General features: G+C 63.1%; 14 protein-coding genes. 6 read left to right on the top strand and 8 right to left on the bottom strand.

Annotated elements, in window-relative coordinates; genetic code table 11:
• Positions 1-14: 14 nt before the first annotated feature.
• The 6 genes from M1D44_RS07245 to M1D44_RS07220 form a co-directional block, all read right to left on the bottom strand.
• Positions 15-821, bottom strand: a complete 807-nt coding sequence (locus M1D44_RS07245; RefSeq protein WP_024975708.1) for an FAD binding domain-containing protein — start codon at positions 819-821, stop codon at positions 15-17.
• A gap of 15 nt (positions 822-836) precedes the next feature.
• Positions 837-3,215, bottom strand: coding sequence for a xanthine dehydrogenase family protein molybdopterin-binding subunit (locus M1D44_RS07240; RefSeq protein ID WP_316853939.1), 2,379 nt, complete (start codon positions 3,213-3,215; stop codon positions 837-839).
• A 19-nt stretch (positions 3,216-3,234) separates the two neighbouring features.
• The gene (locus M1D44_RS07235) at positions 3,235-3,762 is read right to left on the bottom strand and encodes a (2Fe-2S)-binding protein (RefSeq protein ID WP_316853938.1); all 528 of its coding nucleotides are present in this window, start codon (positions 3,760-3,762) and stop codon (positions 3,235-3,237) included.
• A gap of 370 nt (positions 3,763-4,132) precedes the next feature.
• Positions 4,133-4,309: a hypothetical protein gene (locus M1D44_RS07230; protein ID WP_009238172.1), complete on the bottom strand. Its 177-nt coding sequence runs from the start codon at positions 4,307-4,309 to the stop codon at positions 4,133-4,135.
• A gap of 182 nt (positions 4,310-4,491) precedes the next feature.
• Positions 4,492-4,971: a CreA family protein gene (locus tag M1D44_RS07225; RefSeq protein WP_024975705.1), complete on the bottom strand. Its 480-nt coding sequence runs from the start codon at positions 4,969-4,971 to the stop codon at positions 4,492-4,494.
• A 33-nt stretch (positions 4,972-5,004) separates the two neighbouring features.
• Positions 5,005-5,970 carry a LysR family transcriptional regulator gene (locus M1D44_RS07220; protein WP_024975704.1) on the bottom strand — a complete coding sequence of 322 codons (966 nt, stop codon included), beginning with the start codon at positions 5,968-5,970 and terminating at the stop codon, positions 5,005-5,007.
• Positions 5,971-6,034: 64 nt separating this feature from the next.
• Between M1D44_RS07220 and M1D44_RS07215 the strand changes: the two genes are divergently transcribed.
• Positions 6,035-7,588: an MFS transporter gene (locus tag M1D44_RS07215; protein ID WP_024975703.1), complete on the top strand. Its 1,554-nt coding sequence runs from the start codon at positions 6,035-6,037 to the stop codon at positions 7,586-7,588.
• 3 nt (positions 7,589-7,591) lie between these two features.
• Here M1D44_RS07215 and M1D44_RS07210 read toward each other — a convergent pair whose 3' ends face one another.
• Positions 7,592-10,624, bottom strand: a complete 3,033-nt coding sequence (locus M1D44_RS07210; RefSeq protein ID WP_316853937.1) for a transglycosylase domain-containing protein — start codon at positions 10,622-10,624, stop codon at positions 7,592-7,594.
• A gap of 103 nt (positions 10,625-10,727) precedes the next feature.
• Positions 10,728-11,639 (bottom strand): LysR family transcriptional regulator, encoded by a 912-nt coding sequence (locus M1D44_RS07205; protein WP_024975701.1) that lies wholly within the window; start codon positions 11,637-11,639, stop codon positions 10,728-10,730.
• Between the two features lie 111 nt (positions 11,640-11,750).
• Here M1D44_RS07205 and M1D44_RS07200 point away from each other — a divergent pair, with 111 nt between their 5' ends.
• The 5 genes from M1D44_RS07200 to benB are packed head-to-tail and all read left to right on the top strand — an operon-like array spanning position 11,751 to position 16,034.
• Positions 11,751-12,860, top strand: a complete 1,110-nt coding sequence (locus M1D44_RS07200; RefSeq protein ID WP_112184876.1) for a muconate/chloromuconate family cycloisomerase — start codon at positions 11,751-11,753, stop codon at positions 12,858-12,860.
• Between the two features lie 38 nt (positions 12,861-12,898).
• Positions 12,899-13,189 carry a muconolactone Delta-isomerase gene (gene catC, locus M1D44_RS07195; protein ID WP_024975699.1) on the top strand — a complete coding sequence of 97 codons (291 nt, stop codon included), beginning with the start codon at positions 12,899-12,901 and terminating at the stop codon, positions 13,187-13,189.
• Positions 13,190-13,226: 37 nt separating this feature from the next.
• A complete protein-coding gene (catA, locus tag M1D44_RS07190; protein ID WP_024975698.1) occupies positions 13,227-14,162 on the top strand; it encodes a catechol 1,2-dioxygenase in 936 nt (311 codons plus the stop codon).
• 28 nt (positions 14,163-14,190) lie between these two features.
• Entirely contained in the window at positions 14,191-15,549 is a 1,359-nt protein-coding gene (locus M1D44_RS07185; RefSeq protein WP_316853936.1) for a Rieske 2Fe-2S domain-containing protein, read from the top strand.
• On the top strand, positions 15,546-16,034 hold the full coding sequence (gene benB, locus M1D44_RS07180; RefSeq protein ID WP_316853935.1) for a benzoate 1,2-dioxygenase small subunit: 489 nt from the start codon (positions 15,546-15,548) through the stop codon (positions 16,032-16,034). Before M1D44_RS07185 ends, benB begins: the two co-directional genes overlap by 4 nt.
• Positions 16,035-16,060: the final 26 nt, after the last annotated feature.

Genomic DNA, 16,060 nt, shown 5'->3' with positions numbered 1-16,060 from the left:
CCTTGGCGATGTGCTCAGTGATGGTGCGCCAATGCCTGCTCAACCGCGCGCGCTGTCAATACCGGAATGAGGTGCGCCCGATATTCCGGCGAGGCATGCAGATCGCCCACCAGATCGTCGGCGGGCACCACCACCTTGCGCGCGGCTTCTGCTGTAAAGCTGGCCGCCAGCGCCTGCTCAAGCGGCGTGCAACGGAACACGCACGGCGCCGCACCCGTGACCGCCACACGCACGTTGCTGCCCTTGCGGCTGACGAACACGCCCACCAGCGCAAAGCGCGACGCCGGGTTGCGGAATTTCACGTAGGCCGCCTGGTCCGGCACCGGAAACTGCACCTCGGTGATGAGTTCGTCCGCAGCCAGCGCGGTCTCATACATGCCGAGGAAGAAATCGTCCGCCGCGATGTTGCGCCGCTCGGTGACCACGGTCGCGTTCAGGCCCAGCACCGCGGCCGGGTAGCACGCCGCCGGGTCGTTGTTGGCAAGCGACCCGCCGAGCGTGCCCATCGCGCGCACCTGGCGGTCTCCGATGCCGCCGGCCAGTTCCCCCAGCGCGGGCAGCATGCGGGCGATGTCCGCGTTGTCCGCCACATCGGCATGGCGTGTGGCTGCACCCACCGTAATCACACCGGGTTGTGTGCGAATGCCGGACATGCCCGGAATGCGCGTGACATCCACCAGCGTAGACGGCTGCGCCAGCCGCAGCTTCATCGCTGCCAGCAGGCTCTGCCCGCCGCCCAGGTATTTGGCGTCGGTGTGCGTCTTCAGCGCGGTGACGGCGGTCTGGGCGTCGGTGGCTTTCTGGTACTCGAAGTCGTACATGGTTCGCTCCTCTGCCTAGGCCTTGGCCGCTTGAATGGTTTGCCAGACACGATGCGGCGTTGCTGGCATCTGGATGTCCTTCACGCCCAGCGGCGCAAGCGCGTCGACGATGGCGTTGATCAGGGCCGGCGGCGATCCGATCGCGCCCGCCTCACCGCAGCCTTTGACGCCCAGCGGGTTGTGCGTGCACGGCGTGCCCTTTGCGGTCTCCACCGTAAAGCTGGGCAGGTCGTTGGCACGCGGCATGGCGTAGTCCATGTACGAGCCGGTCAGCAACTGGCCATTTTCGTCGTACACGCACGCTTCGAGCAGCGCCTGCCCGATGCCCTGGCCAAGCCCGCCGTGCACCTGGCCCTCGACGATCATCGGGTTGATGATGTTGCCGAAATCGTCCACCGCGACGAAGCGGTCGATGTGGACTTCGCCGGTATCCGGGTCGACTTCCACTTCGCAGATGTACGCGCCCGCCGGGTAGGTGAAGTTGGTCGGGTCGTAGAAGGCGTTTTCGTCCAGCCCCGGTTCGAGCTTGTCGAGCGGGTAGTTGTGCGGCACGTACGCCGTGAGCGCGACTTCGCCAAAGGTCTTGGTGCGATCGGTGCCGGCCACGCGGAAGACGCCATCCTTGAATTCGATGTCCTCCGCCGACGCCTCCAGCAGATGCGCGGCGATCTTCTTGGCTTTGGCTTCGATCTTGTCGAGTGCCTTCATGATGGCCGAGCCGCCCACGGCAATCGAACGCGAGCCGTACGTGCCCATGCCGAACGGGATGCGCCCGGTGTCGCCGTGCACGATCTCGATGTTGTCGATGGGCACGCCCAGGCGATCGGCCACCACTTGCGCGAACGTCGTCTCGTGGCCCTGGCCGTGGCTGTGCGAGCCGGTGAAGACCGTGACGGAGCCCGTCGGGTGCACGCGAATTTCGCCGGCTTCAAACAGGCCCGCCCGCGCGCCCAACGCCCCCGCAATGTTCGACGGCGCCAGGCCGCACGCCTCGATGTAGCAGGAGTAGCCCATGCCGCGCAGGCGACCTTTGGCGCGCGATGCATCGCGTCGGGCCGCAAAGCCTTTCACATCGGCGAGTTCGATGGCGCGGTCCAGGCACGGTTCGTAGTCGCCCGTGTCATAGGTCAGGCCAACCGGTGTGGCATAGGGGAAGGTGCGGATGAAGTTGCGGCGGCGCAGTTCAGCCGGGTCGACTTGCAGCTCGCGCGCGGCAGTTTCAACGAGGCGCTCGACCACATACGTCGCCTCGGGCCGGCCGGCACCACGATATGCATCGACGGGCGCGGTATTTGTGAATACCGCTTTCACCTCGGCATAGATGGCCGGCGTCTTGTACTGGCCCGCAAGCAACGTCGCATACAGGATGGTCGGCACGCTGCTGGCAAACGTCGACAGATACGCGCCCATGTTGGCCGTCGTATGCACGCGCATGGCGAGGAAATTACCCTGCGCATCGAGCGCCAGTTCCGCATGTGTAACGTGGTCGCGGCCATGCGCGTCGGTCAGGAAGGATTCTGACCGTTCGGCCGTCCACTTGATCGGCCGGCCCACCTTCTTCGATGCCCAAGTAAGCGCAACGTCTTCCGGGTACAGGAAGATCTTCGAGCCGAACCCGCCGCCCACATCCGGCGCAATCACGCGCACCTTGGCTTCGGTCAGACCCAGCACGAACGCCGACATCAGCAGGCGCTCCACGTGCGGGTTCTGGTTGGCGACGTAAAGCGTGTAGCTGTCGTCCTGGCGCGAATAGCTGGCATTGACGGCGCGCGGTTCGATCGCATTCGGAATCAGCCGGTTGTTGACGATGTCGAGCTGTGTCACGTGCGCGGCCTTGGCGAAGGCTGCGTCAGTCGAGGCCTTGTCGCCGTGGCCCCAGGTGTAGCAGGTGTTGTTGGGTACGTCGTCGTGGACGGCGGTGCCGGCGGTATCTGCGGTGGCGGTGTCGACCACGGCAGGCAGTTCGTCGTATTCCACGTCGATCATCTCGACGGCGTCCTTGGCGATCTTCACCGATTCAGCCACCACCAGCGCGACCTGATCACCCACGTGGCGCACTTTGCCTTGCGCGAGCACAGGGTGGGGCGGCTCCTTCATCGGCGAGCCGTCAATGCTGTGGATGAGCCAGCCGCACGGCAGGCCGTTCACCTTGTCGGCGGCCAGGTCCTCGCCTGTGAGCACGGCAAGCACGCCCGGATGGTTGCGTGCGGCATCCGCATTGATGTGCTTGATGCGCGCATGCGCATACGGCGAGCGCAGGAATACCGCGTACGACTGGTGGGCCTGGACGACATCGTCCGTGTACTGTCCGGCGCCCGTCAGGAAGCGGAAATCTTCCTTGCGTTTGACGGACGCACCGATCAGGTGGTTGTTGGGTTCTGCGGGAGCGTTCATGGTGGTCTCCTCGCTCGGGTCAGGCGGCGTGGGCGCGCGCTGCGGCCAGGCTTTGCAGGGAGGCATCGTCGCCCTCAGCTTCAGCCATGGCTTCGGCACCGTGCATCACCGCACGCACGATGTTGTGATACCCCGTGCAGCGGCAAAGATTGCCGTCGAGCTGCTCGCGCACCGTGTGTTCATCGGGATGCGGGTGTTGCGCGACCAGCGCCGTGGCCGCCATCACCATGCCGGGTGTACAGAAGCCGCATTGCAGGCCGTGGCATTGGCGAAAGGCTTCTTGCATCGGGTGCAGTGTGCCGTCCTTCGACAGCCCTTCGATGGTGGTCACCTCGGCGCCATCAGCCTGCACGGCCAGGATGTTGCAGGACTTCACTGCGCGCCCATTCACATGCACGGTGCAGGCGCCGCATTGCGCGGTATCGCAGCCGACGTGCGTGCCGGTCAGGCGCAAGTTTTCGCGCAGCAATTGGACTAGCAGGGTATGAGGTTCGACACTGACGGTGACAGGCGCACCGTTGACCGACAGCTTGAGGCTGATCGCCATGGGAGTCTCCTTGGGGGATGGGCGCCGGGTGCCATGCTGTGCGCCTTCCTTGCTACGAAGACGTGCGCGTGGTCTCGATATCGGTGGTCGCGGCTCTACTCAGTAAAGCACAGGCGAACCAGAAGACAACCGCAGCGCGGTGAACCGGTCGGAGGAGAAAGGCCGATGCTGCGGCACGCAGACAAACCAAACAAATGCCGCAGAAATGACAAAGGGCCGGAATCCGGCCCTCGATTGGCACCAGGCGGTCATGACCTGGCGGGTGTGGCGGCGGGTGTGATGACACACGGCCGGCGCACGGTGCTACTGCAACTGCGATTGCTGCATACAGCTAGCTTGGGCACACGCCCATCAACAATAGCGTGGCGGGTTAGGCCTTGGCGGTGCGGTGCGTGCCGAACAGGTTCGCGATTGCCGAGAAGAACTGGGCGAACGAGAACGATTGGCCGCTCGGACGGCGATAGTAGTAGATACCTTCGGACATTTCGCGCTCGATCAGTTCGCGTTCGAGTTGATCGGTCAGCTTCAGGTCGTTCGTGTTTTGCATGATTGGCCTCTTAGGGAAATCCCGGTTAGGGAATACCCTGATCATACACCAGATGATGCAATGCACCATACGTAGGCTTACGTATGCACCCCTTTTGCGCCGTCTACCGTTGCTCGGCCACCACGCTTGCGTTGCCCCGCACCAATGTGGTGCTGGCATCGCTTTTCTATACGTCTTGCGCCTCACTTCACCGGAATGGGTTGGCTGGCCGGGATCGGAACCGCCGTCACACTGTTCTTCGGGCTGCCCGAAATGACCTTGTCTGAATACGTCAGATAGACCAGCACATTGCGCTTGCGATCGACCGTGCGGACCACGTGCAGCGTCTTGAAGACGAGCGACAGGCGCTGCGTGAACATGTCGTCCTGCTGCGGCAGCGGCTTGACGAAGCTGATGTCACCGACCTGGCGGCAGGCCACGGCGGCTTCGCTCACGTCTTCGGCCACGCCCAGCGAGCCCTTGATGCCGCCGGTGCGCGCCCGCGAGACATAGCAGGTCACGCCCTGCACAAGCGGGTCGTCAAAGGCTTCGATGACGATCTTGTCGGAGCCCGTGATGCGGAAATTGGTGCTGACGCTGCCGATGTCTTCGGCGCGAGAGCAGCCAACGGTGCTCAGAGCGAGCGCGGCAATCAAAACGGGGAGTTTGGTAAACGGGCGCATGGCTTTGCGTAGATAAAAAGGAAAGATTGAAAGTCAGAGCAGCGACTCAGGCGGCCAGGACGCGGCAGCTTCGTCCACAAAGGTGGGCCGCATGTCGGTGTGCTGGCGGGAATGCTCTATGCGGCGGTGCAGGGCGTCCATAAAGACTTTGACCTTGGCGGGCATCAGGCGGCGGCCCGGGAAGACGGCATACACGCGCATCGGCGGGGATTGAAAGTCTGTCAGCACCTCCTGCAGCGCGCCGGAAGCGATCAGGTCGGTAGCGAACACAGAGGTGATGCGGGCGACACCCAGACCCGCAATGGCGGCCTGCATGCGCAGTTCGCTGTTGGAGGTGCGCATGCGGAAGTCCAGGGGCAGATTGATCGTCTCGCCGCCGGGCGTGCGGAACTGCCATTCGGCTTCGTTCGAGGTGCCGAGACAGGGCCAATCGGCGAGTTGGTCTGGGTGGGTGAGCGGCCCGAGGCGTTCCAGCAGTTGCGGGGCGACGACCACGGCGCGCCGCAAATCAAAGACGCGCTGAGCGACGAGGCCGGAATCAGGCAACGGGCCACGCGGCACCGTCAGCATGATGTCGTAGCCCTGGGCGAGCGGGTCGATCTGGCGCGGCGCGACATCCACCTCGATGCGCAAGCCGGTGTGCTCGCGCATGACTTCCAGCACCACCTCGGCGAGCTGCTTGGCGGCAAACTCATACGGCATGGCAATGCGCAAGGTGCCCGCGGGTGACTGGAACGTCGCTGCAGCGTCTTCCGACACTTCGCGCAGCCGCTGGAACAATGGGCCCGCGTCGCGCAGCAGGGCTTCACCGGCATCGGTCAGGCGCAGGCGGCGTGTGCTGCGCTCGAAAAGGCGCACGCCCATCTTGCCTTCGAGCCGTGACACCGCCGTGCTGACAGACGACTTGGGCAACCCCAGCCGATCGGCCGCGCGCGTGAAGCTGCCGAGCGTGGCCACGGTGCAGAAAGTGTCCCAGTCGTTCCAGTCCGTCGTTCGCATAGTTGAACAATGAATTTGTTGGCAGGCGATTTCCGCCGGTTTCGAGGCAAATTACCATCCCTGCATGAACACGCCAAGCACAGACCACATGGTTTCTCCGCCGTCCGCACCGCGCAAACCCGCCGCCGCATCGACCGTCGGCGGCCGGATGGAATTGCGCATGGTGGGCATGGTGATTGGCTTGGCGACGGGTGTGGACTACATGTCCAACCTGATGTTCTCGATTGCCGGGCCGCATATCGAAGGCGGGGTGCTTGCATCACAAGATGTGTATCTCTGGGCCGTGACGGCGTATGCGGCGGCGGCCAGCCTGGCGATTCTGGTGATGGGGCGGCTGGCCGATCACATGACATACCGGAAGCACACGCTGTTGTCGCTTCTGGTGTTCATCGTCGGCACGCTGATGTGCGCGGCGGCCGAGGGCGGCACGATGCTGATCGTCGGGCGGGCGGTGCAGGGGTTTGGCGGCGGGCCGATGTTGTCCACTTCGCGCATCTTTGTGCAGCACAGCCCCGTGCACGAACGCCGCACGATGATGAAGGGCATGATCTACGGCATCTTCGGACTGAGTTGCGTGTCACCGATGCTTTCGGCGGCGCTCACGGAGCAATTCGGCTGGCGCGCCATCTTCGTCGCGCAGTTGCTGGTGGCCGTTGTAGTGTGCGGGCTGGTGGCGGCGTTCTATCCGCATCCGAAGATGCACGAGCGCAAGGGCGATTTCGCCTCGCTCGACTGGCCCTCGGCCATCGCGTTCGGGCTCGCGGCGCTGATTGCGCTGCACGGTTTCCAGCAGGCGCGTTTCATTCATCCGGATGGGTCGCCCGCGCAGGTGGTGCCGATCATTGCGGTGGTGGCGCTCATCATCTGGATCGGTATTCGCCAGACTGGCCATCCGTTGCCGTGGGTCGATTTACGGGCGACGCTGCAGCGGCGCTTCCTGATGGGCATGGTCTTCTACGCCATCTATTACATGTTTGCGAGCGCCTGGGGGTTTCTCTCGTCGAGCCTGCTGCAGAACGGTTTGGGCTTCCGTTACGAGACCACCGCGCAATTGATGAGCCTGGGCGGCCTGGTGACGGTGGTGCTGGGCATCCTGAACTTTCAGTTGACGAACGTGCTGCCGACCAAGCGCGTGCTGATCTCCATCGGTTTTGTGCTGATGGCGACTGCTCTGCTGTGGATGTCGCGTGTAGCCATGCCGGGGGCTTCGGTGGCGGCGGTGGTGCCGGGGTTCATGATAGAAGGCATGGTGGGGATGTTTGTGGTGATCCAGGTGGCGGGGCTGTCTTACGTGGATTTGCCCGCCAAGGATTTTGGCCATGCCTACCAGTTCAAGGGAATCATGCGGGCTTGGGCGCAGGCGTTTGGGACGATGGGGGCCACGTTGTTGCTGCAGCGCGGACAGGCGCAGCATCGCACTGACCTGGTGGGGCACGTAAGCGCGCTGACGCCGGCCTGGCAGTGGCCTCATCCGTTGCAGGGTTCTGAGTTGATTCGCATCTCGGCGGAGATTGATCGGCAGGCGACGTTGTTGGCTGTGGGGGATTTGTTTGCCTGGGGCGCGGCAGTGGCGTTGGTTTGCGCGGGGGCGATCTGGTTGCAGCGGTCTTTGCGTTGATGGTCAATCCAGCTTTTGTTCCGGTGCCGTGGCCTGCGGCATCTTGCAGTTGAAGGCTGGCGCCTCGTCTTGCAGGTTCAGGTGGTTCATCAGCGTGGGCGCCAGGACTTTTAGCACTTGCACCGTCAGTGCGCTGGTGAATTTGTACTTGGCCGCGTCTGCGCCGGCTACGTAGGCCACGACGGTGCCGAAGTAACGGTCTCCCAAATAGAAGACGAAGGCGCCGGAGCGGCTGACGACCCGCTCCGAGATAAGGCCACCGCCGCGGCTGAAGGTTTTGAAGCGGTTGTCGCCGGTGCCGGTTTTACCGCCGATGGCGATGGGTTTGCCATCCTTCTGGACGAACGTTCCTGAGATCCGCTTGGCGGTGCCACCTTCGACGACGCCGGCCAGCGCGGATTTGACCAGAGGTGGAATCTCGGGCGGCAGCACGCGTTCTCCAGCGCTGGGGTCGCGGCAAAGCATGACTTCATAAGGCGTGTCGGCGGCGAAGCGCAGGCGGTCGATACGCACGCTGGGCAGGCGGATGCCGTCGTTTTCGATGATGCCCATCAGCTCCGCCAGCGATGCCGGCCGGTCTGCCGATGCGCCGATGGCCGTGCCGTATGACGGCACCAGCGATTCAAACGGATACCCCAGCCGCTTCCACATGGCATGAATCTGCTGGAACGCTTCAATCTCCAGCATCTGTTTGATGCGCTTGTCTTGCGCGGCTTTGCGGTGCGATTGCAGCAGCCATTTGTAGACGGACACGCGTTCATCGGCGCTCGCCTCGTTCACCTGCGCGAGCGTGGCTTGAGGATGGGTCCGCAGGTACGCCACCAGCCAGAGTTCCAGCGGATGCAGTCGTGCGATGTAGCCGCGGTCGGCCAGGTCGAAACGTTGGACGGAATACTTCTCATACAGATTGGTGAGTTCGGCCTCATCCAGCTTTGCGCCTGGCAGGTAGCTGCGGATGAACGCTGCGAGCTTGCCCGGACCGGCTTCCGGGTCGATGCTGCGGTAGATCGTGGCTAGTCGCACCGGTGTGGCGCGGGTGCTTTGCACGAGGATGGCTTCGCGCTCCTGGTCGGTCTTGCCCTTGTACTTTGTGTAGAACCGGCCCATGAACAGCTTGCCTTCGCGGTCGGCAAAGCGTTGCAAGTAGACCTGCCGCTGCGGGGAGTCCGGGTTGGTCAACGCCTCGGCGCCGGCGTTGGGCAACTGATGCTGAAAGTAGCGCGAGATGTCGCGCATGATCCGAACGAACACCAGATTGACGGAATGCTTGAGCCCCTCGCGCACCGTGAAGTTCTGGGTGCCTTCCCATTTCTCGAAGTTCTCGAAGCTCTGCATGCCGCCGCCGGTGGCAAACCATTCGCCGGCGTTGCCGGAATATTTGCGCTCCATCGATGCATCGAGCATCGCCTTGAGCGACCGGTCTTGCGTATGGGCGAGGTAGTCCACCGCCCAGCGCTCGATCGGATTCTGCACGGGGATGTTGATCTTGCGCAGCGCCGCCGCAGGCTGGTCGGCATAGCGCTTATACAGCTCGGCCACGATCTGGAGATACGTCACCAGCGTGCGCAGCTTGGCCGTTGAGCCCAGATCCAGCTTGACGCCTTCGTTGATGTCGAACGGCTTGTCGAACGTGTCGGCCTGCACCAGCACCCGGTTGCCGCCGGGCGCGCGTTCGTAGAGCGTGAAGCTGTAAGTCACGCCGCGCGGGTCGCCGCGCTCCAGCATCATGTCGCCGACGAGGCCGGCGGCCTTGGCGTGCGCCGGGTCGCGCAGCTTGCGCAGCTCAGTTGAGATATCGCGCTGCAACGGCGCATCGAGCGTGCTGCTGGCGGTCAGGTCGAGCCGGTCAAGCGCGTACATGCGCGAGATGCCCAGCATGCCCGCCAGGTTGACGCGTACGGCGTTTGTCCCCTTGTGCTCGATGGGCGGAGGCGGCACGCGCGTGTTCAGGGCCTGCTGCTTGAGCGATTGCGCAATGGCCGCATCGCGCAGCGCTGGCGGAATCACGCCGGATACGGCCAGCACCCGCAGGTACGCGTTGGTCAATGTCTCCAGTTCATCGAGATTCTCAAGATAGTACGACGGGCGCCGCTGCGATACGAGCAAGCTCAGCGCCTCCTTGTATGCCAGCGCACGGTCTGCCAGCGGCGCGGCTGAGTTGGCCGAGAGCAACGCATTCACCTGTGCGAAGTCGCGTCCGTACCAGACCCACAGCGCATCGCCAATCCCTTGAATCTCGCCAAACCCAGCGCGCGCGCCCAGCGGTACGGTGTTCAGATAGTCGACTGCAAGCTGGTGGCGCGTGACGGTGGTGTCTTCGCCGTTCAGATAGGCGCGGGCGGATGCGGAGGCCATCTGGCGCAGCTTTTCGCTGGGGGAATCGGTGCGGCCTTCCGGCGAGTGGCGGTACTTCTCGATTTGCGTAGCGAGCGTGCTGCCCCCGGGCGATTCATGCGCCGGGTTGACGACGTGCAGGGCGCGATCCCACACGGCGCGCGCCAGGCGCGACCACTCCACGGCCGGATTGCGCTTGGGGTATTCGGTCTGCAACAGCGTGCGGTTCTCGATGGCGAGCAGCGAGTCGACCAGCAGCGGCGGCACCGACGCAAAACTGTCATACACACGTTCGGGGTGCCGCACGTGGTAGATCGGGCTGCCATCGTCGTCCAGCAACTCCAGCCCCGCCTGGTCTTTTTCGCGATAGGGCGGATTCATGCCGCTGTCCATTCGCGCGACCATCTCGTTGGATGGCACGGCCTGCTGGGCGACGATGTAGCCGCGCGAGCGCAGGCGGTCCAGAAAGGTCGGAAGATCGTGATAACCGAGCCGCTGGTCGTAGGGGCCGGAGTTCGGGTAGCGGGCCGAATTGTTCGGCCCCGGTTTGACAGGAAAGGTCTGCGATTTCGCCAGCTGCGCAAAGTAGCGGGCTTGCCAGGCAGAGGTGCGAAATTCACGAGCGACAAGCAAGGCAGCTATCGCAAGCAACAGCGCCCCGACGAGGGCCAACTTGATGATGGGGCGGCGTATTCTTTTCACTCGCTTGCGCTCCAATCGCAGGCGGACGGGCGCCTTGCTTCAATCTAGCTCATGCGGCCGTCGTGTCCAGCGGCTTGTAACTTTGGGGCCGCCATTGCAAGCCTTACGAGGGTGCGTAATACGGGATCTTCTGCTCGTCATACAACCGATACGTCAGTGCCAGCATGGCACGGATGTCTTCAGACTCGTCGAGCAGTCGCGTGCTGAAGATAATGGGCGAGACCAATTGCGGATCGTCGAGTTCCATGTAGCAGACATCTTCGCGCCGCAAGCCCGCCACACTGCGCGGCACGACTGATACACCTTCGCCTGCGGCGACCAACCCCAGGGCGATTTGCAATTCCCGTGCCTCGTAGATCTTGCTGGGTTCCAGGGCGCGATCGTGGAAGAGGGCGAGCACCTGGTCCGCATAGCTCGGACGCGGTGTGCGTGGATAGATGATGAGCGTGTCGCCGACAAGGTCGCGCAGGGATGCGGTCGTCCTGCCGTCCAGCAGCGCATGGCCTGACGGCAGCGCGACGATCAACCGCTCATCGCGCAGGAGGATGCGCCGCACGTTCGGGTCTTCATAGCGGATGCGGCCGAACCCGACGTCGATGCGGCCGTCCTTGAGCGCCTGAATCTGGTCCATGGTCGTCATCTCGTGCATGGTCAGATCGACCATCGGGTACTCCGCCCGAAAACGCCGGATGACCTTCGGCAGCATCCCATACAGCGTCGAAGCCACGAAGCCGACGGACATGCGCCGCTCGATCTGACCCACGCGCTGCGTCATCGAGGCAAGTTCTGCGGTCTGCGCGAGCAATTGCCGCGCGTGCGCGTGGAAAAAGCGGCCGGCTTCGGTGAGCTTGAGCGGGCGGCTGCCGCGCTCGAACAGCAGCACGCCGACTTCTTCTTCCAACTGCTGAATCTGCCTCGAGAGCGGCGGCTGCGCGATGTGCAGCCGTTCAGCTGCACGCGTGAAGTTCAGCTCTTCAGCAACGGCAACGAAATAGCGAAGGTGGCGCAGCTCCATTTTTATACCTGATGGGTATGAAACTGATACTAAATCGGTGTTGGACGCAATAAATCGCGCTGAGTAATCTGGATTCCACGTTGATAGCAGTTCTTCTGATACCTGGAAAACATGATTCGCTCGATCGAGGCCATTCTAGTGGATGTGCCCACCATCCGTCCGCACAAACTGTCCGTCGCCACCATGCACACGCAGACGCTCGTTCTCGTGCATGTGTGCTGCGAAGACGGCATCGAAGGCTGGGGCGAGGCCACCACCATTGGCGGCCTCAACTACGGCGAAGAGAGCCCCGAGAGCATCAAGGTCAACATCGATACGCACATCGCGCCGCTGCTGATCGGCACGGAGGCCCGCAATGTCGCGGCTGCCATGGCCAAGGTGCGAAAGACCATCCAGGGCAACCGTTTTGCCAAGTGCGCGCTGGAAACGGCGCTGCTGGATGCGCAGGCCCGCCGGCTTGGCGTGCCGCTGTCGGAGCTGCTCGGCGGCCGCCTGCGTGATGCGCTGCCGGTGGCCTGGACGCTCGCCAGCGGCGACACGAAGAAGGACATTGCCGAGGCAGAGGCGATGCTGGCTGAGCGCCGTCACCGCATCTTCAAGCTGAAGATCGGCCTGCGCCCGGTGGCAGACGACGTGGCCCACGTGCTGGCCATCAAGCGCGCCCTGGGCGACGCCGTGAGCGTACGCGTGGACGTCAACCAGGCTTGGAGCGAGCTTGATGCCGCCAACGGCATCGCCGCGTTGCAGGCCGGCGGCATCGACCTGATTGAGCAACCGGTGCGCGCAGAAAGCCGCGCCGCGCTGGAGCGCCTTGCCCGCCAGTTCGCCGTGCCGATGATGGCCGACGAAGCGCTGCATGGTCCGCTGGATGCATTTGAGTTGGCCTGCTCTGCCAGCGCCGACGTCTTTGCCGTGAAGATCGCGCAATCCGGCGGCCTCGTGCCGGCCATGCAGGTAGCCGCCATCGCGCAGCTTGCAGGCATCGGCCTGTACGGCGGAACGATGCTCGAAGGGGCCGTTGGCACGGCAGCGTCAGCCCATGTTTTTTCCACCTTTGGCGAGCTGCAGTTCGGCACCGAGCTGTTCGGCCCCTTGTTGCTCACGCAAGAACTGCTGACCGAGCCGCTGCAATACCGCGATTTCATGTTGCAGGTGCCCACCGGCCCCGGCCTGGGCATCCAGATTGACCGCGACAAGCTGGCGCGCCTGCGCCGCCAATAAGAACAACCAGACCTCGACACCCCACCAAGGAGACCACGATGCTGTTCCACGTCCGCATGGATGTCCGCCTGCCGGCCGACATGCCCGCCGATGTCGCCAACGAGATCAAGGCGCGCGAGAAAGCCTATTCGCAAGATCTGCAGCGCAGCGGCAAGTGGCGCCACATCTGGCGCCTGGTTGGTGAGTACGCGAACGTCAGCGTCTTCGACGTGCAGAGCAATGCCGAACTGCACGACATCCTGACGGCGCTGCCGCTGTTTCCGTACATGGAGATTTCGGTAACACCGCTGTGCCGTCACCCCTCGTCAGTTCACGGCAATGACGCCTGAGACATTCCCCCCAGAAAACCACGTGGAGACACCCATCATGAACGCGCGCGTATTCCAAACGAAAGAAGTGCAGGACCTGCTGAAGGCCGCCACCAATCTGGACGGCAAGGAGGGCAACGCCCGCCTGAAGCAGATCACCCATCGTTTGCTGGCCGACCTGTTCAAGGCCATCGACGACCTCGATATCACGCCCGATGAAGTGTGGGCAGGTATCAACTATCTGAACAAGCTCGGCCAAGACGGCGAGGCCGCATTGCTGGCTGCAGGTGTGGGCCTGGAGAAGTATCTCGATATCCGCATGGACGCTGCGGACGAGGCACTTGGCATCAACGGTGGCACGCCGCGCACGATTGAGGGTCCCCTGTACGTTGCGGGCACGACGGTACGCGATGGCGTGTCCAGGATCGATATCGATCCGGATCCGGCTGCGGGCCCGCTGATCATTCACGGCACGGTGACCGGTGCCGACGGCAAGCCGGTGGCTGGCGCGGTGGTCGAGTGCTGGCATGCGAACTCGAACGGCTTCTATTCGCATTTCGATCCGACCGGTGCGCAAAGCCCGTTCAACCTGCGCGGCGCGGTCAGGACCGGTGCCGATGGCAAATATGAATTCCGCACGCTGATGCCGGTGGGCTACGGCTGCCCGCCGCAAGGTGCCACGCAGCAACTGCTGAACGGGCTTGCCCGCCACGGCAACCGGCCTGCGCATGTGCACTTCTTCGTCACGAGCAATGGCCACCGCAAGCTGACGACGCAATTCAACATCGAAGGCGATCCGCTGATCTGGGACGACTTTGCCTATGCCACACGCGAAGAACTGATTCCGCACGTGGTGGAGAAAACCGGTGGTGCCGCGCTCGCCCTGAAGGCCGATGCGTACAAAGACATTGAATTCAATATTGCCCTGACGCCACTGGTTCAGGGCAAGGACAACCAGCGCGTGAATCGCCTGCGCGCTTCGGCCGAGGCTTGAGGCCGAGTGCCTCAACGTGGAGAAAACCATGTCCGCCTTGATCGATAAAGCCAGCGAACTGGACCAACTGCTGTCAACCGCCGTGGTGGATGACGAAGAGGCCGGCATCTTCCGCTGCCGCCGCGATATCTTCACCAACCCGGATCTGTTCGAGCTGGAGATGAAGCACATCTTCGAGAACAACTGGGTGTATCTGGCGCATGAAAGCCAGATCCCGAACAACAACGATTACTACACCACGTGGATCGGCCGCCAGCCGATCGTCATCACCCGCGACAAGACCGGGGAGCTGCACGCGGTCATCAACGCGTGCGCGCACAAGGGTGCGATGCTGTGTCGCCGCAAGCATGGAAACAAGGGCAGCTTCACGTGCCCGTTCCACGGCTGGACGTTCTCCAACACGGGCAAGCTGCTCAAGGTAAAGGACGAAAAGACCACCGAGTATCCGGTGCAGTTCAACACGCACGCCTCGCATGATCTGAAGAAGGTGGCGCGGTTCCAGAACTATCGTGGCTTCCTGTTCGGCAGCCTCAATGCCGACGTGCAACCGCTCGAAAACTATCTTGGCGAAGCGCGAGTGATCATCGACCAGATCGTCGATCAGGCGCCCGATGGCCTGGAAGTGCTGCGTGGCAATTCTTCCTACGTCTATGACGGCAACTGGAAGATGCAGATGGAGAACGGCTGCGACGGCTACCACGTGAGCACCGTGCACTGGAACTACGCCGCAACGATGGGGCGGCGCAAGGAAGGCGGCACCCAGGCGGTGGATGCGAACAGCTGGAGCAAGTCGGTGGCGGGCGTCTATGGCTTCGAGCACGGTCACATCCTCTTGTGGACCAAGACGATGAATCCGGAGGTGCGGCCCGTTTATGCACACCGCGACGAAATCAAGGCGCGCGTGGGCGAAATCCAAACGGACTTCATCGTCAACCAGACCCGCAATCTGTGCCTGTATCCAAACGTGTTTCTGATGGATCAGTTCAGCACGCAGATTCGCGTGGTACGGCCAATCAGCGTCGACAAGACCGAGGTCTCCATCTTCTGTTTCGCGCCAAAGGGCGAGAGCGCAACCGACCGTGCCACGCGCATCCGCCAGTACGAGGACTTCTTCAACGTCACGGGCATGGGCACCGCCGACGACCTGGAGGAATTCCGCGCCTGCCAGAACGGATATGCCGGCACCACCGCGCTGTGGAACGACCTGTCGCGCGGGGCGCCCCTGTGGATTCACGGCCCTGACGAGAATGCAACCAGGATGGGATTGAAGCCGCTCATCTCGGGCGAGCGCAGTGAAGACGAAGGCCTGTTCGTCTGCCAGCACGAATATTGGGTGCGCGTCATGCGCGCGGCACTCAAGCAGGAATGCGAAGGGGTGCCGGCATGAGCACGGATTACCAGAACATCTGCGCCGCCCTGTACCGCGAGGCGCGACTGCTTGACGACCGCCAATGGGACGTGTGGCTCGAGTGCTACGCAGAAGACGTCACCTACTGGATGCCCGCATGGGATGACGACGACCAGTTGACCGACGACCCGCAGAGCCAGATCTCGTTGATGTACTACGCCAATCGCTGCGGGCTGGAGGATCGCGTCTTTCGCATCAAGACCGAACGCAGCGGCGCTTCCACGCCGGAGCCGAGAACCAGCCACACGGTCACCAACGTGGAAGTCCTGGCCGAACGCGGCGATGAAGTCGACGTGCGCTACAACTTTCACACGCTCAGCCATCGGTACAAAACCACCGATCACTTCTTCGGCACGATGTTCGTCACCCTGCGCCGCACCGGCGATGGTTTCCTGATCGCATCCAAGAAGATCGTCCTGAAGAACGACTACATCCGGCAGGTGCTGGACGTTTATCACGTCTGATCTGCACCCACGTATCCAAGGCAGCG

It is taken from the genome of Ralstonia sp. SA306, assembly GCF_054792405.1.
The sequence above is the reverse complement of the archived record's forward strand: the minus strand, read 5'-3'. Positions and strand labels throughout refer to the sequence as shown.